Raw genomic sequence first — 23,001 nt, 5'->3', positions numbered from 1 at the left:
TCCCGTCCAGCCGGTCAGGGCTTGGCCGCGATGACCGCCAGCAGGCGCAATGACCGGAACTTCGCGGGGTCTTTCGACTCCGCCACGCCCTTGCCCCACGTGCTCCATCCGCGCCGGCCGGTGCCGTCGTTCTCGTTGACGGCAACGGTCGCCGAAAGGATCCTGTTGGCGGGCTTCACCCCGATCGCACTGAACGGGACGGACAACTCGTACGTGGTCGTCTTCGCGGTTTCGTCACGTTTGACCGCCGACGCGAGCCCCTCGGTGGTGGCGTTCGTCGGCAACCAGCGCGCGAGATCCACTGGACCGGCGCTGGTGAGAGCCGTACCGATCTCATTGACCGGCATGGCGCCTTCGCCGGGCCACCCTGGCGTCACACCGAGCTGGACACTGTCGCCCTGCCAGATGTTCAGGGCCCGCGCGGGCTGGGCATGCGCATTGTCGGTGATCACGGCGGTCACGTACAGGCGTTTGGCGTCGTGGGTGAGCCAGAGACGGCCACTGTGATCGTCATTTCCCGCCCAGCCGGTGATGACCTGCTCGGCGGCGCCGAGCGTCTGCGCGGGAAGGACGGACACGGCCTTGTCGACCTTGCCGTCCACCTTCACCGGGCGGAACGGCACATCGACCGGATCCGCGTCGACGAGGGTCCCGTGCGCGGTGGCGGTCGCGTCGCCGACGGCCGTGGCGGACCAGGCACCGAGCTCGGTCAGCGGTACGTCAACGGAGACGCTGCCGTCCCCGGCGACAGTCGTGCCGGGTAGGGACCGGCCGCTCGACGAGCCCACGGTCCAATCGATCCCATCCAGCTTGACGGGCTCGGCGCCGTGGTTCACGAGGGTGAGTCGCAGCAGGTCGGCACCGGTGGCGCTGAGCGCGTGCGTACCGGTGAGCCCGAGCCGAGCCACCACCTCGGCGCTCGCCGTAAGCAGCCCGATCGTGCGATCACCCTCGCGGACCTCGGCGGTCCAGGTACGGCTACCCACGCCCGCCGCCGGCAGCGTGACGGCCACAGACCGGCTCTCCCCCGCCGCCACCTGCGCCGGTGCCGTTCCGGTGCCGGTCCGCAGGGACACGTCCAGCGCCCGGTCCCCGGCGGTGACCGTCCACTTCGCCGCGGGCGCGAGACCCTCGATGGCCTTGTCGACCGTGAGGGCGTACGGCGACTGCGTCCGCACCTCCCCCAGCTCTCCGGTGAGATAGACCGGATCCTTGCCGACGGCGACGTGGACGCGGCCGTCGGCGTCCGGCCGCAGCGTCGCCTGGGCGCCGTAGAGGTCGGTCACCGTGACCTCGCCCGCCGCCTTGACGCTCCAGGTCTCCGGCTTCAGTGCCCAAAGAGCCTGCATGCGGGTCGCGGCGGGCTCGCCGGCGCGGGCGCCGAACTCCACGCCGTACTGGCCGCTGCCGAGGGCCAGCGCCTGCCGGACCTCGCGGTCGTCGGTCTGTCGGGTCAGGATGCCCTGCGCGACGAAGGCCGGTTTCGGGGTGTACGCCCCACGAGGGTCGTTCTCATTCCGGATCATTCCGAAGCGATGCTCGGGATTCTTCGGGTCGGTGCCGTCGTCCTTGAAGTCGTAGACGGTGTAGCGGCCGATCCCCTTGCCGAGAGCCAGCAATTGCGCACGCGAGAGATCACGTGCCTGCGACTTCTCATCGGCGCCGAGCGGCGTGTCGGAGGTGTGCCAGCCGTGCTCGCTGAGCCAGATCGGCATGTCGCGGTGCCCGGCGGCGTCGAGTTTCGCGCGGATCACAGCGACGTGGTTCATGAACGCCTCCGGCTCCGCGCCGAAGTCGTAGGGGTGCGTGGTGAACGCATCGAGGTTGTCCAGGCCGCCGGCGGCGATGAAGTCGTCCACCCAGCTCGACCAGTTGTCCATCGGAGCCAGCGCCGGGCCGACCAGCCGCACGCCGGGATGAGCCGCGCGGACCCGCTTGGCGGTCGTCGCCAGGAGCGCCGCGTAGTTCGCCGCGGTCGCACCGGCGGGCCCGGTCCGGTCGCGCAGGTTCCACTCGTTCCACACCTCGTAGAAGGTGTCGTCCGTGCCGAACGTGGCGACCGAGACGTCGGCGTAGTTCGCGAACGCGTCCCGCCCGACCTGCGTGGCCGGCGCCTCGCCTTCGTGGTAGAGGCTGTTGCCGTACGCGAGGATGTCGAAGAACTTGAGGCCGTTCTTCGACAGCGCGGCGGTGTAGGCGTCCACCCTCGCCGGGAAGTCGATCGTGCCCTTGACCTTCTCCGCCTGGGCCCAATAGGCCTCATCCCTGGCGAAGCCGACTCCCGCGTTGGCGATGAGCGGGATCGTGTCAGGAGACCAGGCTTGCCCGTAATGCGTCGCGACGCCGATGCGTTCCTCGCGCGCGTCTGACGCGGGGAGCACTGACACGTCAGTGCCGCCCGCGACGCGGCGGCCGTCGGGCTGGACGGCCACGAGATCGACCGCGTACCAGCCGGTGGGCAGTTTCCCCAGCGTCAGCGTGCCGCCCAACTCCGAGGTCTCCCGCGCGCCGGAGGCCACCACGGCGTTGTCGACGTCGCGTACGGTCCACTCCACGGACTTCGCCGCGGTCCGGATGCCGAACGACACCTCGTCCCCGGTGCTGAACGCGTTACCGGTGACCTTCGGCACGATCGCGAGGTCGGGCGCCGGCCCTTGCACGGTCACGTCGTCGACGTCGATCGTCGCGGCCGGGCCGTTGACCACGCGGAACGCGTCGACCAGGAGCGACAGCTGCTTGAGCGGGCCATGCCAGACGCCGTCGTTCGCACCGCCCCAGTGGATGTACTCCGCCGCGCCGGCCGGGGCGAAGTCGCTCACGGTGACTGTCTGCCACTGCGATCCGGGAGTGAGCGGGCGGGTCTGCTGGTGTGCCTGGCCGGTGCTGTCGACCAGCCGGACGACGATGCCCTTCAGCTGGGTGCTGCGGAGGGCGAAGGTCAGTGAGCGGGCGTCGATCGAAGGGACACCGCGTGCCAGCTCCGCGGTCCCGCTGGGCGCGTTCACGCTGAGACGGGCGGCGCCGCTGCCGCTCGCGGGCGTGTCGGAGGTCACGGTCAGCGACACGCTCGTGCTGCCGCTGGCCGCCGTGAACCATGGGGTGACGCCGTTCTCGAAGTCTCCGAGTACGGCATCACCTGGTGCGGCCTGGGCTGATGCGGTTGGTGCGACGAGTGCTGTCACGGCTACAGCGATCGCGACCAGCCCGGAAGCGAGCCGTCTAGGTAATGGATTCTTCCCTGTCAATCGGCGTGCGGGGGTGGGGCCAACCGACATGCGCGCTCTCCTCGCTGGTCCATGACATCACCGGTGCGAAACCGATTTCGCATTGGCCGCAGTGTGAGCGGCAGCCTCCGTCGCTGTCAAGGAGGACCTGCCGAACGAGGCGCCGTCTCCAGGTCCGGCCTTCGGTACACTCAGGCGGTGCCGTCCAACCGCAAGGGCAGTGTTCGGCTGAGTGATGTGGCTGCGATCGCAGGAGTATCCCTCTCGACTGCCTCGAAAGTGCTCAACGGAACGGACCGGATTTCCGAAGCGACGCGTGCGCGGGTGCTCGCCGTCGCCGAGCGCCTCGACTTCAGGCCGAATCAGCTCGCGCGTTCCTTCGCGCTGGGCCGAAGCCGCACGATCGGCGTGCTCACCCACCGCGCGGCGAGTACGTTTTCCGGCCCTGTGGTCATCGGCGCCGTCGTGCAACTCGGCAAGCTCCAGCAAGCCGCCCTCGTTTTCGACGAAGACGTTCTCGTCCATCGCGAGATAACCGAGAGCATTCGCCAGTTCCAGGCCCGCCAAATCGATGGACTTCTCGTCATAGGCGACGGACACGAGCGCCAGTCACCCTCGATCACCCACCATTTCACCGTGCCGGTGACGTACGCTTTCGCGGCCTCCGACGACCCCACGGACGTCGTCTACCTGCCCGACAACGAGGGCGCGGGAGCTCTCGCCACCCGCCATCTGCTCGACCGCGGGCGCACGCGTATCGCCCACCTCACCGGCGATCCGTCGAGCATCGCCGTACGCCTGCGAGAGCGCGGCATGCTCACCACGCTGAAAGAGGCCGGGCTCAGCCTTGCCGCTCCGACACGTTATGGCTCCTGGTCCGAAGGGTCGGGAGTCAAGGCCATGCGGGAATTGCTGGATTCCGGGGCGAAGGTCGACGCGGTGTTCTGCGGCAATGACCACATCGCCCGCGGGGTGCTCAATGTCTGCGAGGCCGAGGGGCTACGCGTACCTCAAGATTTGGCGGTTGTCGGAGTCGACAACTGGGAGGGGATAATCGTCGATCAGGGGGTCCGGCGGCTGACGACCATCGACCTCGAACTCCGGGCCATGGGAGAGCTCGCCGCCGCGAACGTTCTCGCCGACGACCGCACCCCAGGGGAGCATTACGTCACCCCCACACTCGTACTCGGCCCGTCCTCTTAATCGGGCCGGTCGGCCCGGCGTGCTCGGCCAGATTCCAGCAGTTCTTGCGTTCGAGCTCGGAAAGTAGCCCGCGGACGTAGGCGGTGGCAGCGCGACGTGGCTCGTGAACGCCCAAGATCGCGAAGTGTCAGTGGAGTACTAGTCCGTATCTTCGTACCTGGCCTGGCGACGCAGGCGCTCCAGACGCTCCATGCTATTCGCAGGTGGTGGGATAAGATCCTCCCCCTTAGCCTGGCGTTCATGGCGAGCCTCTGCTGCGCGCTCATGTAGTGCCTGCTCACGTGTCCACTCATGCAACGCAGCCCCTTCCTGCCAGGCGCGTATTTCTCGCTCACGCACCCTGCCGCTGCGGGACCGCCGAAGCCTCGCCCGTCGCTTGCGCCTCCCCTCGACGACTACTGCCGCCACGCAATAGACCAATACTCCCGAAATCCAGACAAAGAGAAAGAGGAAAAACACAATATCTACCGCTCGCATGAGCACCACCCGCGACGATCAAAGATGAATGTCTTGATGTGCTTAAATGAAGTACATCCCAAGCGCTCTTTGTCGGCAACCAGAACTGACAAGTAATGTGAATCGGCATCCAGAAGCGTTCACGATCGTGGACTGCCCCGCCAGTGGCGCACCTAATCCGTGGCGCCGGGCGCGCAGCGCTGCTGCGGCGCTCGCCTCGGCATGAGTAGCCCGTACCTATTGCGGGTCGGCGAAGTCGGCCGGGGACCAGGTCAGCCGGCCGGAGCGGAAGTCATCGATCAGGGCGGTCAGCCAGCGATCCTCGGCGACGGCCACCGCGTGCAGATATTCGAGTTCGAGCAGGCCGGCCCGGTGCAGGCCCCCCTCGGCCTGACCGGTCAATGCGGTCTGCAGTTCCGCCACCGACGCCGCGACGGCCGTCCGCCGGCGCTCCAGTAGGTCGGGGATCTCCTCGGGCGAAAGCAGCAGCAGGTGGGACAGCGCCGCCGGAAACTGCGGGAACTCCCGTTTCGGAACCGTGAGCAGGTCCACCAGCCATTCACGGGCGGCCTCACGGCCCGCGTCGGTGACCTCATAGACGGTCCGCTCAGGATAGGCGTGGTCCCGCTCGGTATCCAGCACCGCCACCAGGCCGGCCTCCGCGAGCCGGTCGATCGTCCGGTAGAGGCTCGTCCGCTGCTCGACGTTGACGACCAGATCCTTCCCCCAGTCCTTGATCAGCCGCTGGATCCCGTACGGATGCAGGGGCTTGTAGTGCAGCAGCGCCAGGACGGTGAGGGCCAGCGGCGAACCCCGGAACGCAGTACTCATGTCACCGACACTACTCCGAAAACTACTAGTTGACTCGCTACTAGTTGCAGTGAAACTATCCAGCCATGGAACAGAACACCGCGACCGTGCAGACAGCACTCGTCATCGGCGGCGGGATCGCCGGGCCGGTCACCGCGATGGCCCTGCAGAAGGCGGGCATCGACGCCGCCGTCTACGAGGCGTACGAGAAGACCGCCGACGGGGTCGGCGGTGGCATGAGCCTGGCCCCCAACGGAGTCGACGCGCTGGACGCGATCGACTGCGCCGACCTGATCCGGCCGCTCGGCGCGCCGATGACCGGCATCGTGCTCCAGGACTGGAAGGGCCGTCCGCTCGCCGAGTTCGGCAACCCGCCCGGGATCCGGCCGATGCAGTTCGTCTGGCGCGACGAGCTCTACCGGGTGCTGCACGACGAGGCCGCGCGGCGCGGTATCCGAACCGAGCACGGCAAGCGCCTCGTCCGGGCCGAGGAGACCGCCGACGGGGTGACCGCGCACTTCGCGGACGGCACCCGGGCCACCGCCGACATCCTCATCGGCTGCGACGGCATCCGCTCGACCGTCCGCTCCCTCATCGACCCGGCGGCCCCAGGACCGCAGTACGCAGGTCTGATCAGCTTCGGCGCCCACGTCCGGGCCCCGGGGATCCCCTCGACCGAGGGCAAGATGCCGATGACCTTCGGCAAGAAGGCGTTCTTCGGTTACCAGGTCTTCGGCGCGGACGACGCCGTCTGGTTCGCGAACCTCCCGCACCCCGAGCCGATGACCGCTGCCGAGGTCCAGGCGACCCCGGCCGCCGAGTGGCTGCCGATCCTGGCGGAGAAGTTCGCCTCCGACGGCACCCCGGCGCGGGACCTGATCGAGCGGACCGACCTGTCGGACGTGGTGATCGTCGGCCCGATGGAGAACATGCCACCCACAACCGTCACGTGGAGCCGGGGCCGAATCGTGCTGGTCGGCGACGCGGTGCACGCGCCGTCGTCCAGTTCGGGGCAGGGTGCGTCCCTGTCGATCGAGAGCGCGATTCAGCTCGCCCGCTGCCTACGCGACCTCCCCTATGCCGAGGCGTTCGCCGCTTATGAGGCCGAGCGCCGTCCCCGGGTCGAGCGGGTCATCAAGGAGACGACCCGCAAGAACGCCAGCAAGGCGGCGGGGCCGGTCGGCCGCGTCGTCAACGCCTACGCGATCCGGATCTTCGGCAAGCTGGGCAAGCCCGAGAAGATGACCTGGATCTTTGACTATCGGATCGACTGGGACGCCAAGGTGTCCGGATGATCGCAAAGGCTCATCATGGGCTGTTCACGGGTGTCTTCTGTCCTGCCGGATCACCCCCGCGAACCGGCCTGGTGACGAGGTCCAACTGCGGCACGAGGGGCACGAACGCATTGCGGTCGTCGTCTCCCGAATCATCACCAAGCGCGTCAAGGCCACCGTGGCCACCGTTCATCGAAAGGCCCTCATGCCTCACCCAACCGATCTGTACGACCTGCTGGTCTCCTTCGGCCTCGACAGCGAGGAATACTCGGGCTTCCACCTGTTGTGGGCGGAGGGCATGGGCGGCAACGAGCTGTGCCGTCGCCTGGGCGGCGACCCGGCCAGCGCGTTCCGATGCGACATCGACAACCTGGCGCGACCCGAACCTGAGCCAGGTCCCGGCATGTGGGCCGGTACAGCCAACGGCTGGGCACAGGCCTTACTGTTCAACCTCTACCGCACACCGCTGTCCTTCCTTCAAGAGGTGTCGCGCGACACACGAGCGCTCAGCATCCGATGCGGCTACGACAACTACCGCCTGGACTGGGCAGTCAACGGGATCGTTGTCACCCTCTTCGCCATCGACTGGCCGACCGAACGAGGAGGCACCGACCCGCACGCCCTCGACACGCTCATGGAGGGCCTCGCCTTCCAGCTGGACAACCCAGATGACTACGGGATCGAGGACCCCGTGACCATCCAGATCAGCGTCACGTCCGCCCTACGGTTGGCAGGCCGGATCACCGGGCGCGAGATCGACGCCAAATGGTTGAGCGCCGTGCACAGCAATTACTCACTCAAATCCAGCTGACACAGGATCCGCCGGCACCGCTACACCGGCAGGAACACTGTCGTTCTACCAGCGCTGGTCAGCCGCCGGCGCGCTGGTCTGAGTGGGCGGTGACGTCGCGCAGTGCCGGCGCGAGCCGCTCCAGTTGGTCCACCCCGACCGAGAAGTCGGTGCCGATCGGCTGCATGAGGGTCACGTGATCCGCGCCGGCGGCCAGGTGCTCGCGTACCTTGGCGGCGATGTCGGCAGGGTCACCGTAAGCGATGATCGCGTCCACCAGCCGGTCACTCACCTCGGCGATCTCCTGGTCCGAGTAGCCGAGCCGGGCCAGGGCGGCCGCGTACCAGGACTGGCGGAGGCTGCCCGACACCCACTCCCGTGCGATCTCCCGCGCCTGATCGCGGCCGCCGCCCAGGACCACGGAGAGCCCGATGACCAGCAGTTTGTCCGGACCAAGCACCCGACGGACCTGCGCGGTGAACTCGGGAGGCCCCCCGGCGGGCAGCGCCCCATCGGCGATCTCGCCGGCCAACGCGAGCATCTTCGGGCCGTTCGCGGCGATGATCCGCGGATAGGCCACGTCGGGTGCGGGTGGCGAGGTCGGGCTGTCCATCCGCTCGCGGTAGTCGCGCATCGTGGCCAGCGGGCTGCCGAACTCCCGGCCGGTGTCGGCCGCCTGCTGCGGATAGCCGACCCCCAGCCCGAGCACGAACCGGCCGGGATATGCCTGGGCCAGTACGGCCGCCGCGCCATGCATGGTCTGCGGTGATCGGGCCCAGATGTTGGCGATACTGGTGCCGAACACCATCCGCCGCGTGGCGGCCAGCAGCACTGCCAGCTGCACGAGGGCGTCCTTTCCGCCAACGACCTCGTTGGTCCAGACGACGTGGTAGCCGGCGCGTTCCAGCCGCTCGACGGCCTCGCGCTGCAGGTCGATGGACAGGGCGCTGGTGAACGAGACCGGCAGCGTCAAGCCGACCGGCCCCAACGCCTGGCGGGCCGCGTCGACCACGGTGGTGGTCCTCATGAGAATGCTCCTTGGGCTGCTCAACTTGCTCATCAGCTTGGGACCGCAGCCCACTCAGGGTCCAATGAATGTTTCGCAAGGCGCATCCCGATTCGCGCATCACCGCAGTTAGAAGCATTACGCTGGACGTATGGCCGACTCGCCGCTCCCTCCGGTGGACCTGGACCTCCGGCTGGTGCGCTCGTTCACCACCGTCGCCGAGCACCGGCACTTCGGTCGCGCGGCCGCCGCCCTCCACCTCACCCAGTCCTCGCTGAGCCGGCAGATCGCCCGACTCGAACAGCAGGTGGGCGCCCGCCTGCTGGACCGTACCCCGCAGGGCAGCCGGCTCACCGACGCCGGAGAGGTCTTCCTCCCGCTGGCCCTCGCCGTGCTGCGCTCCGCCACCCGCGCGGCGGCACGAGCCCGGACCGCCGCCCAGCCCAGCCGGATCGCGATCGGCTACATCGGCAACCTCGTCGTCACCCCGGCGGTACGCGAGCTGCGCCAGCGGCATCCCGGCACCGAGGTGCGGATCTTCCACCTGGACTGGGACGAACCACGCGCCGCGCTCCTCGACCACCGGGTGGACGCGGCGGTGGCCCGGCTGCCGTTCCCCACCGACGGGCTGCACGTCACGGTGCTCTACGACGAACCCCGGGCACTGCTGGTGCCCGTTGATCATCGCCTGGCGGGCAAGGAATCGGTCACCCTCGACGACATCGCCGACGAGCCCCTGCCCCGGGCGCTCGACCCGGTCTGGAACGCCTTCTGGCGCGCCGACCCCCGGCCCGACGGAAGCCCGGCGCCCGACGGTCCCCTCATCGAGACGGGCGAGGACAAACTCGAACTCGTCGCCAGCGGGCAGGCCGTTGCCCTTGTCCCTGCCACCGCCCGCATCGGCGAACTGCGCCCCGACCTCACCATGATCCCCCTGGAGGGCGTCGAGCCCAGCCACGTCGTGCTGGCCACCCGAGCCGACGACCGCAGCCGCCTCGTCACGGCCTTCCGCAAATACGCCGTAATCCATTTCACCGAGCCAAGGTGACTACATCGCAGGGCTGACCAGCCCTGTTTGGTAAGCGATGACGACCAGTTGCGCACGATCGCGCGCGCCCAGTTTCGCCATCGCGTGGCTGACATGGGTACGCGCGGTGGCCGGGCTCAGAAACAACTCGGCACCGATCTCGTTGTTGCTCAGGCCCTGTCCCACCAGGGCCAGCACTTCGCGCTCGCGCTCGGTCAGCACCGCGAGCCGGTCCTCCGCGACCCGGGCGGCTGTACGTCGCGCGGTGAACTGGCCGATGAGTCGTCGAGTGATCCGCGGCGCGAGCAACGCCTCTCCCGCGGCGACCACCCGGATGGCATGCAGGAGCTCGGCCGGTCCGGCGTCCTTGAGCAGAAAGCCGCTGGCACCGGCCTGCAAGGCGTCGAAGACGTACTCGTCGGTGTCGTAGGTGGTGAGAATGATGACCCGGACCTGCTCCAACCCGCGCGTCTGGGCGATCCGGGCGGTGGCTTGAATCCCGTCCACCTTCGGCATGCGGATGTCCATGAGCACGACGTCGGGGCGGGTGGCGACGGCGCGCTCGACGGCTTCGGCGCCGTTGGTGGCCTCTCCCACCACCGTGATGTCCTCCTCGAGGTCGAGCAGGACCTTGAACCCGGATCGTACGAGACCCTCGTCGTCGGCCAGCAGCACCTTGATCAACGGTGCGGCGGCTGCCGCGTTCATAGGCTCCGCCCGGTCGGCGCGAGAGGCAGTCGTGCGCTCACTTCGAACCCGCCGCCTGGAAGCGGCCCGGCGTCGAGTTCTCCGCCCAGCAGGTGGCAGCGCTCGCGCATGCCGAGGATTCCGCGGCCGGTCTGATGCCGGGCCGGTAGGTGCGGGTCCGCGGGGTCATGACCTGGGGCGGCGCGGCGGCCCTCATCGGTCACGCGGATCTCCAATGTCTCGGTCCCGTGGTTCAGCGTCACCGTCACTCCGGTCGGGCCGACGTGGCGGATCACGTTGGTGATCGACTCCTGAAGGATCCGGTACGCGGCACCTCCCACCGCGCTGGGCAACGGCGCCGCGGACGAGGTCTCCTTGAGCTCGATGTCGAGTCCGGCCGCGCGTGCCTTGGCGGCCAGTTCGTCGATCTGCTCCAGCCCGGGGTACGGCACACGCCCGTCGCCGTCGTCACCGTCGTCGTCACGCAGGACCCCGAGGATGGCCCGCATCTCCCGCAACGCCCGAGAACTGGTCTGCTCGATGGCACGCAGCGCCTCGCGCGCCACTTCCGGCTTCCTGTCGAGCACGTGCGCGGTGACACCGGACTGGACGTTGATGATCGCTATGGCGTGCGCGACGGTGTCGTGGACCTCGCGCGCGATCCGGAGCCGTTCGGCGTCCACCCGCGCCCGCGCTTCCTCCTCGCGAGTCCGTTCGGCCAGCTCGGCGCGCTGCTGAGCTTCGGCCGCGATGACCTGCCGGGACCGGACGGACTCGCCGAGGGCCGCGCTCATCACCGACGCGCCGATCCGGAAGTACACCCAGCCGATGGCGGCGCGTGGCTCGATGTCGGCCGCGGCGACCAGCCAGCCGATGGCGAGCACCGAGGTGCCCACGCCTGCGATCATCAGCGACCGGCGTCCCTCCCCGTAAGCGGTGACGGTGTATAGGGCGACGAAGAGCCCGAGCCAACCGGGCCCGTCCGGGAAGTCAAGGCCGTAGTACACCAGGCTGACGAGCGCGGCAGTGACGAACACCGGCACCGGCCACCGGCGTCGGACGACAACGACCACACCACTCACGACCAGCAGGACATATCCCAGATTTCCGAGGTCGCTAAGGGGACGCTGTACCACCTCGCCGGCATTGCGGACTATCGTGCCCTGCACCTGCATCACGGTGATGAAGAGCGCGACCAGCACGTCCTGCGCCGGCACCGGCAGGCGCAACGACGCCACTCGGTGTTCCATACCGCGATCCTACGGTTCCTGCCTGCGGGAACACTCCGCCCGGACGCGCGACCGCCTACGACGACAAGCGTACCGAGGCACGAGTCGTCTACGCAGAACCGCGTAGACGCTGCCATCCGCTGTCGGAGGCCGCGACCGCCTCGACGGCGCGACGATCGATTCCGTAAACGCTCCCAGACGCTCGCTCTCGTCACCGGCGCAGGCGATCCACCGCGCTGGACATGCTGCGGGCGTCCGTCATCCGCCCGAAAGGAAGCTCAATGTCCGTCCTGCTGACGCTTGCCGCGCAGGCGACCTCGCCAGTCTGTACGACGCAGGCAGAATGCGCGGCCCAGGGTGTGGATACCTTCATCGGAACCCCCGCCCGAATCTGGGCCAGTGTGGCCGCGCTGGTGGCGCTGAGCGGCGTGGTCATCGGCTGGCTGGCGCTGCGCTCCGTCCGTCGTACCGGCAACGGCGGGAGGAGAGCAGCCATCGTGGCCCTGGTGGTGGGGCTGATCGGTGGGCTCAATGGCGCGGTGAAGCTGGCCGTCTCCGACGGCGGTCTCGGCACCGGCAACGGAGTATTCGGGGCAGCCGTGGCCCTGGCGCTGGGGCTGGCCGGTGCGGCCCTCGGCTGGCTGGCTCTGACCCGCTCCCGCCAACCCGAGCTGAGCAACTGACCCCGGCCCGCGATCGAGACCCTCGATCCGCTTCTGTTCGCCTGTACGTCCGTACGGGGTGAGCCCCCTACCAATCCGACACCTACGCCAAGGCCGCGGACAACGTCTGCCGAAAGGTGAACGCCGCAGCCGCTACAGCAGGAGGCTGACGTGTTACACGTGATCGGCGCGGGATTCCCGCGTACCGGAACCAGATCGATGAAAGCGGCGCTGGAAAGGCTCGGATTCGGTCCCTGCTACCACATGGCCGAAATCGGGAGCAATCCCGGCCACGTCGACCGGTGGCTGCCCGCCGCCTCCGGTCTGCCGCTGGACTGGGACAGCGTGCTCAACGGCTACCGTTCCACCCAGGACTGGCCGGCCAGCTTCTTCTGGCGCGAGCAGGCGGAGGTCTACCCGGATGCGAAGGTAATCCTGACCGTCCGCGATCCGCATCGCTGGTACCTCAGCATGCAGACTCTGATCGCCACCCGCCGGGACGTGCCGCCGGATCTGCCTGAGGCGGGGGCCGCGGTACTCAGGACGATGGAGAGGCTCCGCCCGGTTCTCGACCTCATCGGAGAGTCCACCTTCGGCGACACCTGGGACTTCCAGCGGGGCATGCCCGACGAGGAGCTCGCGGTAGCGGCGTTCCACCGGCACCTGGCCGTTGTCCAGGAGAGCCTGCCCGCGGATCGCCTCCTGGTGTTCGACGTCCGCGAGGGCTGGGAGCCGCTCTGCCGGTTCCTGGGCGTCGACGCTCCTGTCGGCGAGCCGTTCCCGCACCTCAACGAGTCCGAATCCATGCAGCGCGCGCTGCGACAACTGCTGACCGACGGCAGCATCGACTCGGCTTTCATTTCCGGCACGCACGACTGAACGGGCATCACCGCGCCTTTTCGCGTGACCGTCCTGCTGCCATCCGCGCTGTCGCATCGACGGCGGTGATCGATTCCGTAGCCCCCAGGCGCTCCCGCTTGTCACCAGCGCCTCGACCGGCATAGGCGATCCACAGCGCTGAATATGCCACCGACGCCCATCATCCGACCGAAAGGAACCTCATGTCCGTCCCTCACCTGCAAGCCGCCCTGCTTGGAATTCTGGGGCACGCCGCACCGGCAGCCGCGCATGTTCTGGCCCAGCCCGTCAGTGCTTATACCTTGACCGCCGGGCGTCTCTGGTCCGCGGTGGCCGCGCTGCTGGGGCTGGCCGGCATCGTCATCGGCGGGTTGGCTCTGGCCCGCTCCGTCCGTCGTGTCGGCAACGGCGGGAGGAGGGGAGCCATCGTGGCCTTGGCGGTGGGGCTGGTAGGCGCGGTCATCGGCGGGCTGGTCGTGGCCGCCGCCGACGGTGGTCCCGGCACCGGCTACGGAATAGTCGGGGGGTACGTGGACCTGGTCGTCGGACCGATCGCCATGGTCCTCGGTGGTCTGACTCTGGCCCGCTCCCGCCGCACCGCCTGACCCGGCGCCTATGTCGTTCTCCAACGCGGGACATGATCGCCTACTTGGAAGCGGCCACGCTCGCGTTCAGCGGCTTCATCAGATCCAGCGCCTGGCCGTCGTCGATGGCGGCAACCTGGTGAATTACCCACACAATTAGCTAGGTTGCCCGCACCTCGTCCGATTCTCACAGGGAAGTGGCAGCCATGCGGCAACAGAACAAGACCTTCCAGGCGATCGAGGTCGGCGACGGCGGCGACGGGCGGTGGGCCGCCCACGCCCGGGCCCTGTGGCAGGACATGGAGGGCCTGCTGACCGCGGAGGGGCGAACTCCGGGGGGCGCGGACCGCGTTCGGGCGATGTTCCGTGCGCACATGCCGGAACTGGTCCCGGTTCTGGACCGCCTGGCCGGCCAGCTCGACCGGCCCGAGGCGGAAGTCTTCCTCACCCACGCGGCGCTGCGGCCGTTCTCCCAGTCCTGCACCCAGATCGCCCAGAACGGCACTCTGCTCCGCAACTATGACCTACGGCCCGATCAGTGCGAGGGGACCATCGTCTCCTCCTGCTTCCTGCGCCCCGTGATCGGGATGCAGGACATGCTGTGGGGCTTGCTGGACGGGATGAACGACGCCGGTCTCGCGGTCTCGCTCACCTGGGGCGGACGTTCCGTCTACGGACGCGGCTTCGCCATTCTCATCCTCGTGCGCTACCTGCTGGAGACGTGCGACACCGTCGATGAGGCGGTCGGCAGGCTGCGGTCCCTGCCGGTCGCCGTTCCCCAGAACCTCACCCTTGTCGATCCCAAGAAGGCGGTGACGGTGTTCGTGGGCCCGGATATGCCACCGACGCTGGCACCGGACGCCTGCGCCGCCAATCACCAGCACCTGCCGGTGACCGACGAGCAGGAGCGGGCCATGCGGACGCAGGAGCGGCTGCGCGCCATCCGCGCCGCGGGTGCGGACGTGGCGGCGATGCTGAAGCCGCCGCTGTATCGATCCGTCGACGAGCAGGGGACGGTAACGCTCTACACAGCCCGCTACCGGCCCGCCGAGGGCCTTGTGACGTACTACTGGCCTGGTGAGTCCTGGCAACACTCCTTCGGCGACTTCACACCCGGATCCCGCACCGTGACCTTGGGCCAGACCGGCTGAGAGACTTTCCGGACTTGAGAACGATGACGGCTTTCTGTTCGTCAGTGAGATGCCCCATATAGGCGTGGTCGGCGACTGCGCGTGCGGACTCGGCGAGGTCGTCTCCCAGCGCGTCCAGCAGCACGCTCACTGCCCGCAGGCGCAGCGCCTGCTCCGGAGCGGCATCCCGTACGAGGTCGTCGCGCAGGGACGCGACGTGGCGACGAAGTTCCCTGCGTCGCGCGGCGTCCTTGTCACCACGCAGGACCTCCAGAGCCTCCTCCGCAGTGGGGTGCCGCAGTTGCGAACCCTTCACCATCGCCCTCACCATCCGGGCTCTGATGCGGGCGACCTTTCCAGGTGAGGGCTCGTCTATGAGCGCCCGGATCTCAGGGATCGTTCAGCACGCGATGATCACGGTACCGCTCCGGGACGATGTCGTCGGGGAGCGGATCCTCGACGAACATGCGCGTGAGGCCGCTCAGGAGCCACTCTTCCGTAAGCCGTTCACCGGTGATGTGCTCCGCTGCCAGGAGGGCCGCGGCCTGCCGCGCGAAGAGATCTTCGGCGTTGGCCAAGTCGATGATCGCGTCGGCGCCGCCCAAAAGGCGGCGGCGTCGGGCAGGTGGGGAGGTCGTCATCCGGACGGCGCGCAACTCGCCAGCGGTGGCGTAACCCATACGGTCGCCTTGCCCGCTGTCAAGCAGAACGCTCACCGCTCGTCCGCGGGCCGACAGTGCCCGCAGTACTTCGGGTCTCGCGCCCTCGCATCCGTTCGGTTCGACGACCAGCGTCCAACTGCCGATCGTCCCGGCAACCAGAATGGGCAGGACGCCGGGGATGTCCGCGTTGTACTGCTCAACCTGGGCATCTTCCACGCTCATGTGTTCCGCTGCGGCGAGGTCGGCACCGAAGACGCGCGCCACGTCGTCCAACCCGGTCAGCTCAGACCATGTCAGGCATGTCGGATCGGAGAACCACACCGACACAAGCGCCTTGTAGTGATCGAAGTCGTCTTCCCGCACGCCTCATCATCCATCATGAGGAGCCGGCGGACGTCCTGGAACGCCCGCCGGCTTGGCAATCTACTGCGCAGGCGACTGCCCGTCCGCTTCGTCGGCGTCACGTACTCCGGCGGTGCCGGTTCGAGCGGCGGACCACACCTCCGAATGCCACGCCAGCGGTCTGAACAGACCGAGGTCAGTCGCTTCTGTACCACTCGTCACCGGACGAGGTCAGTCTGCGCCGAAGATATTCCTCAAGACTGCCCGCGACCCATTGCCTGCTGTCATTCTCGTGATCCCAGACAAAAATGTCATGGCGATCGGGCTCCACTACGTAAGCAAATTGATCCCCTCCGCCATTATCGCCGAAGAAAAGAAGACAGTCGAACGGCATGTAGAGTTCTTTGAAATCCGGAAAAGTTCGAAATGTTGAATTGTCCCGGACTATCCGGTCGATCGGCCATATCACATCGACTTCCCAGCGATCGAGCACGCCATTGGTTTGCCGCAGCAATTCTTGCAGATCACCAGGTATGTGCACGTTCATATTTCGCTCGGCAGTCGCCAGAGTTGAGCCACTCACCCCTTCAGAGAATCCAGCTTCTGGATACAGGAGCTTGATGAGCTCTTTCCACATGATCCCAATTCCTCATCAGATAGCAGCTGCTTAGATGGGTCGCGGCCATGAACCTCGGTTAGCGCCAAGGTCGTACGGATATCATCCCAGCTGAGCTAGCGAATGGCGGCTGCCGGACCGGCCGCCGAGGTGTGCCTGATGGAGACCGACTCCGGCCGCCTGGCCGATGCGCTGCCGCAGCGAGAAGGTCGAGCCGCCCAGTGACGGCCAGGTCGAACTGGTGGTTGCCTCGGCGGGATGCCGTGCCTTCAAGGCGGGGTGGTTCCTCTCAGGAATGCATTGCAACGCCGCCAAGAGCTCGCCTGGATTGCCGAGCGACTGCGGGTTCCGCTCTGGATGGATCCGCTCTCGGCCCGCCTCCCAACGGCTGCCGGCGCCGTCACCGCCATGCATGGATGAAACCCGCACGGTGCGGGCGTTGCACCCTTCGCACGCGAGTCGGCCGACCTAAGGACGGATGACATGCCTCTTGAGGGTGAGTACGAACCCAGCACCGCGCAGTGGGTGCGTGAGCAAGTGGAGCTGTACGAGAGCTCCGGCGGTACCAAGGGCACGACCCTGAGGGACACGGGATTGCCCGTTGTTGTGCTGACCAACCTGGGCGCCGCGAGCGGCAAGATCCGCAAGACGCCGCTGATGCGTGTGGAACATGAAGGTCGATACGCCGTGGTCGCCTCGCAGGGCGGCGCTCCCAAGCACCCCGTCTGGTACTTCAACCTCAAGGCCGAGCCCCGTGTGGAGCTTCAGGACGGCCCGGTCAAGCAGGACATGAGGGCCCGTGAAGTGACTGGCGCGGAGAAGGCCGAGTGGTGGCAGCGTGCGGTGGCGGCGTATCCGCCGTATGCCGACTACCAGAAGAAGACGGATCGGGAGATCCCGGTGTTCGTGCTGGAGCCGGTCGAAGTCTGACCGCGGGGCCTGCCCCACTGGACGCCTGCCACCAGCATCTGTGAGTCCTGCCGCGCTCGCTCTCGCGGCGGGACTCCTGCGTGCCTCTTGCGGCGGCTGTCGGCCTCCAGACATATCGTGATCCAATGGCTTTATCCGATCTCGATCGCGAGATGGTCCTGGCGGCTACGGGTTGATGCTGAGCTTGGAGTCGCCTGTTCAACTATCGCGAGTTCTCGATGCCCAGGGGCGCGTTAGTGACTTTCCGTGATTCCAGCGGCATCAGGTCACTCTCGAACAGTAGATACGCGGAAGAATGAAGTGGGCCGAACTATGTCGGTAGGGCCTGCCAAGATCCCGGTATGACGATCGATGCGTTGGCGCCGTTCCGCTGGCTGCAACCGCCGTACGACGATCAGGGCAACCTCCTCGGCGAGATCTACTGCGTGACCTTGCTGCGCGGGCTCGACCCGGCCGAGGTGTTGCGGCGGTTCGGCGCCCGTACGAGCACGGAGATGAGCTTCGCCGAGCTGGATCTGGCGGTCTCCGACTTCACGATGGTGACCGGCGGCGGTGACGGAGGTGGCTACGTCGGAGTGGTCGCAACCGGCGACGGGTGTGCGGCGGTGGAACCGTCCGGCTGGTCGGGGACGGGCGACCCGACGCTGGCGCGGCTGTCGGCCGGCACCGACGTGGTGTCCGTCTTACGACATGACTACGCCTGCGACTACTTCCACTACGCCGCCGATGGCATCATGATCACCGCTTTCGACCCGACCGTTCCCGAAGATCGCTCCGGTACCGACACAGACCGGCTCGCCGGCCTCATGCGTGAGTTCGGCCTGCCTCTGGAAGCGGGCTCGGACGAGGAGTGGGACCAGCGCTACGACGACCTGGCCGAGCATGGCCTCGCGCGGATGTTCGCGATGGCGGCCCGCCTCACCGGCGTGACGTTCACCGCCGACCTGCTGAACGGACCACTACTGGTGGGCGCGATCGCCGACCTGCCGCGGGAAGACCTTCAGCGCGAGACACCCTGATACGGCGACCGGCGCACCTTCCGGGCCTGTGGTCTCGTCCTTGGCCACCTTCCAGAGCCGTCCTTCATATCCTCACGGCAGCACTCGACCCAGACCGCGCCGTCGCCCATGGCTGGTTCAATATCCACTCATGCAGACCCACGATGTGCAGATCGACGGCGACCTGGTGCGCAAACGCTTCACCGACGGCAAGCCTGGCGCCGCCGAGCGGGAATGGCGGGCGCTGCAGTTGCTCGCGGAGCACGCGCCCGGGCTCGCGCCCTCACCCGTGGAGTACGGGACCGATCTGGTGGTGATGTCGCGCATCGAGGGCACGCCGCTCCTTCTACTGCCTGCCGTACCGGAGAAGGAACTGGTGGAGGCGGTGGACCGGCTGCATAGCGCAGTGCCCCGGCAGGTACTCGACCGCGTACCGCAGCGGTTGTGGCCGGTGGAGCGGATCAGGGATCAATTACTCGCGTGGGCCGGGCAATGGCAGCCGAAGAACGAGCTCGCGGACCAGGCCGTCAGAGAGGGCGCGCGGTGGCTGTCCGGGTGGGAACCGGGTGAGCGTGGGGTTCGGCCGGTGTTCGGGGCCAGTGATGGCAACACGGCGAACTTCCTGTGGGACGGCGCGCGCGTCAGGATTGTCGATTTCGAGGAGTCGGGGCGTAGCGATCGGGCGACCGAGGTCGCCGAGATGGCCGAGCACGTATCGTGCTGGGTAAACGGGGAGAGCGAGGTGCGTTTCGAGCTCGACTCCGCTGAGGAACGCCGACTGTTGGAATGTCGCAGGTTGTTTGCGTTGCTGTGGGTCTTCCTGCTGAAGGACGAGCTGCCGAGAAATCCGCCCGGTACGTTCATGCGAGCGGTCGGGCGGGCTTTGGATCGGCTCGGTTAGGCAAGCGCGATCTGCCTTGTCTGTCTGTTGCCTCCGATATGGTCTCCTTCTTGATCAAGTAGGCGCGGGAGGCGGCATGGAAATCTGGACCGATGGCGAGCTGGTGGTTCACGCGTGTGACCGGACGAGGGTCGTTCGGGTCCTGCGCGATTTCGCGGTGTCCGGCGAGGCGAAGGCCCGACACGACCTTGGTTGGAAGACCCCGCTGGCGGTCGACGTAGCAGCCGACCGGATCTGGGCCGGCAACCGGCTCCAGGAGTTCCGGCTCAGCGATGTCTCGCCCGTCGCGGCCCACGAGCACGAGGTGTTGCGGCTGGCCGGCCTTGGCGAAGGGCGTTTAGCGGCGGTCCTTCCTCCTACCGGCGGGGTCTGCCGCCTGGCTGTCGGGAAGCCGGGCGACTGGGAGCACGAGGTGCTCCTGGATGACCTCGGCGACGCGGCACCCGGTCTCGCGGCAACCGACGAGTCACCGATCTCCCGCGTCATCGGCGGCGACCCAACACTGACCGCCACCGAACACGGACTGGTGGTGGCAGACGGGAAACGCGGCGTCGTGGCGCATTTCAGCCTGGATCTGGAACTCCTGGGACTGTGGCACTCCGGTGGTGCCGACGAAACCGAGCTGACGGGCTATGCCACGGCTCGCGGAGTTCTCGTCACCGCCCGCTGGGCGGGCCGTGACTCCCACGTTGGGTGGCTCACTCCCCGGAAGAAGGCCCGGCTCTTGCGTCATGGCTACGGCGCATTCGCCATGCCGGCCGGAGACGAGCGCATGTGGCTGGTCAGCGATTTCGAGGTGGCGCTGCTGGATCACGAAGGCGAGACCATCGCCACGGCGACGGCGCCGAGCGGCCTGATAGAGGCCGCACACGCCTCGGACCGGTCGTGCGTGATGGGTACCAGCGCCGCTGTCGGCATCGCCACCGCCGACGAGGGCATCTCGGTACGCACTGTCAGCGTCGGCCGCCAGGGTAAGCGTCAGCGCGATCGTTGACCACAGGGTCGGATTCGTCATTCGTCCTCTGGATCTGCCGGCTCCACGGTCGGCGCGATCTGCAGTGGTGTCGCGATCCCGCCGGTAATCTCCCGCCCTTGATTCAGTGTGTAGTCAAGCTGCCTGGCCAGGTGTGGGAGGGTCGCCGGAGGTAGATACGCATCAGCGCCGGCGTCGAGCAGTCGCCGGACCGGGCCGTGGTACTGGACTCCGAGTTCGTGGTCCTCGATTTCGGTGACGACGACGCGAGCTTTCGGGAACATCGATCGGAGCGCTGCGATCAGCTGCGGGCTGCCTGGAGGTACCAGCAGCACATCGGTTGTCGCGGGAGCCGCGTGCATATCGAGCACCACGTAGTCCGCCCCGAGCTGGGTGGACAGCGCCACCCGAGCCGCGGTCGACAGCTCCATCGCGGTGGCCACGACTGTCGCGCTCTCGTAGTCGATCGGTGCTTGATCGTTGGCCTCATCTGGCGCGCCAGGATCGACGATGGCGCCTTCGACCACGTCAATGGTGCTGGAGATCGTCGCGATCGATGCGCCGTCACGCGTGAGAACCAGGCTCTCGCCGGGCTCGAGGGCGTCGATGAGCGCTACGACGTCTTCGGGAAGGCGGGTCACGTCGATTCGCTGAGTGGAGCGTGGGGCGCGTTTGCGGATCATCATGCCGGGGACACGCTCACGGCTGCGAGGGTGCCCTGCGTCACGCGCAGCCCCAGTCGCCTGGCGAAAGGCCCATCCGCAGTGACATGGTTGCCTCCTCCGAAGGGGCCGCTCAACCAGATGGTCACATAAAGTCCCTTTGATGCTGTGACCTTGTTGGATGCCACCACACGACGATTGGTTCGAGGCCGCGCCCGAGTTCGTGTAGCTGCCAGGGCGTTGGAATGCGATGTAATCCTTGTTCTCACCTTTGCCAGGCGAGCCCGCGCTTTCCACTATGACCTCGACATGGCAACTACCCGATTCGTTCCGCCGGTTGTAAGCGGGCCAGGAGGTTGAAGCGGAGTTCCGGGCTGGCTTCGCCCCTTCGGCGGAGACATCCTGATGGAGTCCCCTTCTCAGCCAGTGGGCGGAATGTGACGCAGTTGGCGGAGCGCCAGAACCGCCGCGCCGCCCGCGATGACCGCCGCGACGATGGCCGCCACGTTGAGCCCGCCGGCGAAGGCCTCACGAGCGGGAGCGAGCACCGCCGCGGCCAGTTCACTCGGGAGCGCCTGCGCCGCCGACACCGCGCCGCCGAGGCTGTCGCGGCTGGCCGCGGCTGCCTCGGGCGGCAGGCCGCCGGGCAGGACGGTACTGGCCTGGGCACGGTAGACGACGGCGCCGATGCTGCCGATGATGGCGATGCCGAGTGAGATGCCCAGGTCGCTGCAAGTGGTGGCCAGCCCGGACGCCGCCCCTGCCTTCTGCGGCGGCACCGAGCCTACGACCAGGTTGGTGGTCAGCGCCATGGACGGCGCGACGGCGGGATAGAGCACCATGAAGCCCGTGACCAACAGCGGCAACCCGCCCGCGACGTCGACCTGGGTGAGCATCAGGTAGCCGATCACCTGCACGGCCAGCCCCGCGGCGATCAGGTATCCGGGGCGGATACGGCGTACCAGGATGGGCGAGAGCGTGGAGACGACCACCAGCAGGGCCGCGCCCGGCAGCACCCACAGCCCCGCCCGCAGCGGCGAGAGTCCCTCGACGAGCTGCAGGTACTGGGTGAACAGCAGGTAGATACCGCCGAGCCCGGTCGCGGCGAGCAGGAATACGCCCAGCGCACCGCTGATCGTACGGTTGGCGAACAGCCGCACGTCCAGGAGCGGCTCGGGCAGGCGGAGCTGGCGTACGAGGAACCACGCGCCGAACGCCAGCCCGAGCGCTATACCGGCCAGCGCCGGCAGGAGCGAGTCCGGCCTGGCCAGTTCCTTGACGCCGTACACGATCGGCAGCAGGGTCGCCAGCGACAGCAGCACGCTGAACAGGTCCAGGCGGCCGGCTGCCGGGTTGCGGGGGTTGGGCAGCAGCAGCGGGGCACCGATCGCCACGATGGCCATGATGGGCACCGCGACCAGGAAGGCCCCGCGCCAGGAGAACGCCTCCAGCAGCGCCCCGCCGATCACCGGGCCGAGTCCGGTGCCGACGGAGATGCCGCCCGACCAGATGCCGACCGCGATGCCTCGTTGCCGCGGGTCGGCGAACGTGGAGAAGATCAGCCCGAGGGTGGCGGGCATCTGGGTGGCAGCGGCGATGCCCAGCACCGCCCGCCAGACGATCATCAGGGCGGGATCGGAGGTGTTGGCGGCGATCACCGAGACGACGGCGAAGACGGCCGCACCCGCGATCAGCAGCCGGCGATGGCCGATCCTGTCCCCGAGGGTGCCCATGGTGACCAGGAGACCGGCCATCAGGAAGCCGTAGATGTCGATGATCCACAGGGCCTGGGTACTGGTCGGCCGCAGTTCGGCCGTCAGCTGAGGGATGGCCAGGAACAAAATGGTGAGCATCATGAACAGCAACATGGCGGGCAGGACCAACACCACCAGCCCTGCCCATTGTCTGAGACCGGCGCGGCGGCCGTCGTCTAGATCCACGGATGACATGAGTGTGTGTTCCTTCGGTGAGCTCCCG

The 23,001-nt window shown here is 67.7% G+C and carries 22 protein-coding genes and 1 pseudogene; 12 read left to right on the top strand and 11 right to left on the bottom strand.

Features of this window, described 5'->3' with window-relative positions:
• Nucleotides 1-14 precede the first annotated feature (14 nt).
• Nucleotides 15-3,182 (bottom strand): sugar-binding protein, encoded by a 3,168-nt coding sequence (locus tag ACQP2T_RS06690; protein WP_433515318.1) that lies wholly within the window; start codon nucleotides 3,180-3,182, stop codon nucleotides 15-17.
• Nucleotides 3,183-3,422: 240 nt separating this feature from the next.
• Between ACQP2T_RS06690 and ACQP2T_RS06685 the strand changes: the two genes are divergently transcribed.
• The gene (locus ACQP2T_RS06685) at nucleotides 3,423-4,427 is read left to right on the top strand and encodes a LacI family DNA-binding transcriptional regulator (RefSeq protein WP_433515317.1); all 1,005 of its coding nucleotides are present in this window, start codon (nucleotides 3,423-3,425) and stop codon (nucleotides 4,425-4,427) included.
• 1 nt (nucleotide 4,428) lies between these two features.
• Here ACQP2T_RS06685 and ACQP2T_RS06680 read toward each other — a convergent pair.
• Together ACQP2T_RS06680 and ACQP2T_RS06675 are read right to left on the bottom strand one after the other, a co-directional pair.
• Nucleotides 4,429-4,545 (bottom strand): annotated as a pseudogene (locus tag ACQP2T_RS06680) (IS701 family transposase); the annotation flags it as partial.
• A gap of 575 nt (nucleotides 4,546-5,120) precedes the next feature.
• The gene (locus tag ACQP2T_RS06675) at nucleotides 5,121-5,714 is read right to left on the bottom strand and encodes a PadR family transcriptional regulator (protein WP_433515316.1); all 594 of its coding nucleotides are present in this window, start codon (nucleotides 5,712-5,714) and stop codon (nucleotides 5,121-5,123) included.
• A 65-nt stretch (nucleotides 5,715-5,779) separates the two neighbouring features.
• Between ACQP2T_RS06675 and ACQP2T_RS06670 the strand changes: the two genes are divergently transcribed.
• Entirely contained in the window at nucleotides 5,780-6,988 is a 1,209-nt protein-coding gene (locus ACQP2T_RS06670; protein ID WP_433515315.1) for an FAD-dependent oxidoreductase, read from the top strand.
• A 184-nt stretch (nucleotides 6,989-7,172) separates the two neighbouring features.
• Entirely contained in the window at nucleotides 7,173-7,778 is a 606-nt protein-coding gene (locus ACQP2T_RS06665; RefSeq protein WP_433515314.1) for a DUF6461 domain-containing protein, read from the top strand.
• A gap of 58 nt (nucleotides 7,779-7,836) precedes the next feature.
• Here ACQP2T_RS06665 and ACQP2T_RS06660 read toward each other — a convergent pair whose 3' ends face one another.
• Nucleotides 7,837-8,784 (bottom strand): TIGR03620 family F420-dependent LLM class oxidoreductase, encoded by a 948-nt coding sequence (locus tag ACQP2T_RS06660; RefSeq protein ID WP_433515313.1) that lies wholly within the window; start codon nucleotides 8,782-8,784, stop codon nucleotides 7,837-7,839.
• Nucleotides 8,785-8,914: 130 nt separating this feature from the next.
• Here ACQP2T_RS06660 and ACQP2T_RS06655 point away from each other — a divergent pair, with 130 nt between their 5' ends.
• Nucleotides 8,915-9,811, top strand: coding sequence for a LysR family transcriptional regulator (locus ACQP2T_RS06655; RefSeq protein WP_433515312.1), 897 nt, complete (start codon nucleotides 8,915-8,917; stop codon nucleotides 9,809-9,811).
• Here the strand turns inward: ACQP2T_RS06655 and ACQP2T_RS06650 are convergent, their stop codons facing one another.
• A complete protein-coding gene (locus tag ACQP2T_RS06650) occupies nucleotides 9,812-10,474 on the bottom strand; it encodes a response regulator (protein ID WP_433519722.1) in 663 nt (220 codons plus the stop codon). It abuts the gene before it with no gap.
• Between the two features lie 20 nt (nucleotides 10,475-10,494).
• Nucleotides 10,495-11,727, bottom strand: coding sequence for a sensor histidine kinase (locus ACQP2T_RS06645; protein WP_433515311.1), 1,233 nt, complete (start codon nucleotides 11,725-11,727; stop codon nucleotides 10,495-10,497).
• Nucleotides 11,728-11,987: 260 nt separating this feature from the next.
• Between ACQP2T_RS06645 and ACQP2T_RS06640 the strand changes: the two genes are divergently transcribed.
• From ACQP2T_RS06640 to ACQP2T_RS06625, 4 genes are all read left to right on the top strand, one after another.
• Nucleotides 11,988-12,389 carry a DUF6223 family protein gene (locus tag ACQP2T_RS06640; protein WP_433515310.1) on the top strand — a complete coding sequence of 134 codons (402 nt, stop codon included), beginning with the start codon at nucleotides 11,988-11,990 and terminating at the stop codon, nucleotides 12,387-12,389.
• A gap of 198 nt (nucleotides 12,390-12,587) precedes the next feature.
• Nucleotides 12,588-13,247 carry a sulfotransferase family protein gene (locus ACQP2T_RS06635; RefSeq protein WP_433519721.1) on the top strand — a complete coding sequence of 220 codons (660 nt, stop codon included), beginning with the start codon at nucleotides 12,588-12,590 and terminating at the stop codon, nucleotides 13,245-13,247.
• 182 nt (nucleotides 13,248-13,429) lie between these two features.
• Nucleotides 13,430-13,831, top strand: coding sequence for a DUF6223 family protein (locus tag ACQP2T_RS06630; protein ID WP_433515309.1), 402 nt, complete (start codon nucleotides 13,430-13,432; stop codon nucleotides 13,829-13,831).
• Between the two features lie 185 nt (nucleotides 13,832-14,016).
• The gene (locus tag ACQP2T_RS06625) at nucleotides 14,017-14,961 is read left to right on the top strand and encodes a C45 family autoproteolytic acyltransferase/hydolase (protein WP_433515308.1); all 945 of its coding nucleotides are present in this window, start codon (nucleotides 14,017-14,019) and stop codon (nucleotides 14,959-14,961) included.
• Here ACQP2T_RS06625 and ACQP2T_RS06620 read toward each other — a convergent pair.
• From ACQP2T_RS06620 to ACQP2T_RS06610, 3 genes are all read right to left on the bottom strand, one after another.
• Nucleotides 14,918-15,259, bottom strand: a complete 342-nt coding sequence (locus ACQP2T_RS06620) for a hypothetical protein (RefSeq protein ID WP_433515307.1) — start codon at nucleotides 15,257-15,259, stop codon at nucleotides 14,918-14,920. The genes ACQP2T_RS06625 and ACQP2T_RS06620 overlap by 44 nt on opposite strands.
• 70 nt (nucleotides 15,260-15,329) lie before the next feature.
• Nucleotides 15,330-15,965 carry a DUF6461 domain-containing protein gene (locus tag ACQP2T_RS06615; protein WP_433515306.1) on the bottom strand — a complete coding sequence of 212 codons (636 nt, stop codon included), beginning with the start codon at nucleotides 15,963-15,965 and terminating at the stop codon, nucleotides 15,330-15,332.
• 175 nt (nucleotides 15,966-16,140) lie between these two features.
• Nucleotides 16,141-16,581 (bottom strand): SMI1/KNR4 family protein, encoded by a 441-nt coding sequence (locus ACQP2T_RS06610; RefSeq protein WP_433515305.1) that lies wholly within the window; start codon nucleotides 16,579-16,581, stop codon nucleotides 16,141-16,143.
• Between the two features lie 462 nt (nucleotides 16,582-17,043).
• On the opposite strand from ACQP2T_RS06610, the gene ACQP2T_RS06605 reads away from it, so the two are divergent.
• From ACQP2T_RS06605 to ACQP2T_RS06590, 4 genes are all read left to right on the top strand, one after another.
• On the top strand, nucleotides 17,044-17,490 hold the full coding sequence (locus ACQP2T_RS06605) for a nitroreductase family deazaflavin-dependent oxidoreductase (RefSeq protein WP_433515304.1): 447 nt from the start codon (nucleotides 17,044-17,046) through the stop codon (nucleotides 17,488-17,490).
• A 341-nt stretch (nucleotides 17,491-17,831) separates the two neighbouring features.
• Nucleotides 17,832-18,509 (top strand): DUF6461 domain-containing protein, encoded by a 678-nt coding sequence (locus tag ACQP2T_RS06600; protein ID WP_433515303.1) that lies wholly within the window; start codon nucleotides 17,832-17,834, stop codon nucleotides 18,507-18,509.
• A gap of 130 nt (nucleotides 18,510-18,639) precedes the next feature.
• Nucleotides 18,640-19,389 carry a phosphotransferase family protein gene (locus ACQP2T_RS06595; RefSeq protein WP_433515302.1) on the top strand — a complete coding sequence of 250 codons (750 nt, stop codon included), beginning with the start codon at nucleotides 18,640-18,642 and terminating at the stop codon, nucleotides 19,387-19,389.
• Between the two features lie 76 nt (nucleotides 19,390-19,465).
• Nucleotides 19,466-20,383: a hypothetical protein gene (locus ACQP2T_RS06590; RefSeq protein ID WP_433515301.1), complete on the top strand. Its 918-nt coding sequence runs from the start codon at nucleotides 19,466-19,468 to the stop codon at nucleotides 20,381-20,383.
• A 17-nt stretch (nucleotides 20,384-20,400) separates the two neighbouring features.
• Here ACQP2T_RS06590 and ACQP2T_RS06585 read toward each other — a convergent pair whose 3' ends face one another.
• Both ACQP2T_RS06585 and ACQP2T_RS06580 read right to left on the bottom strand, forming a co-directional pair.
• The gene (locus ACQP2T_RS06585; protein ID WP_433515300.1) at nucleotides 20,401-21,048 is read right to left on the bottom strand and encodes a hypothetical protein; all 648 of its coding nucleotides are present in this window, start codon (nucleotides 21,046-21,048) and stop codon (nucleotides 20,401-20,403) included.
• Nucleotides 21,049-21,443: 395 nt separating this feature from the next.
• Nucleotides 21,444-22,973, bottom strand: coding sequence for an MFS transporter (locus tag ACQP2T_RS06580; protein ID WP_433515299.1), 1,530 nt, complete (start codon nucleotides 22,971-22,973; stop codon nucleotides 21,444-21,446).
• Nucleotides 22,974-23,001: the final 28 nt, after the last annotated feature.

The organism is Nonomuraea sp. CA-143628, from assembly GCF_050942315.1.
In the GTDB taxonomy this organism is placed as follows: domain Bacteria; phylum Actinomycetota; class Actinomycetes; order Streptosporangiales; family Streptosporangiaceae; genus Nonomuraea.
Note: the sequence above shows the minus strand (reverse complement) of the source record. Positions and strands in the feature narration are given on the sequence as shown.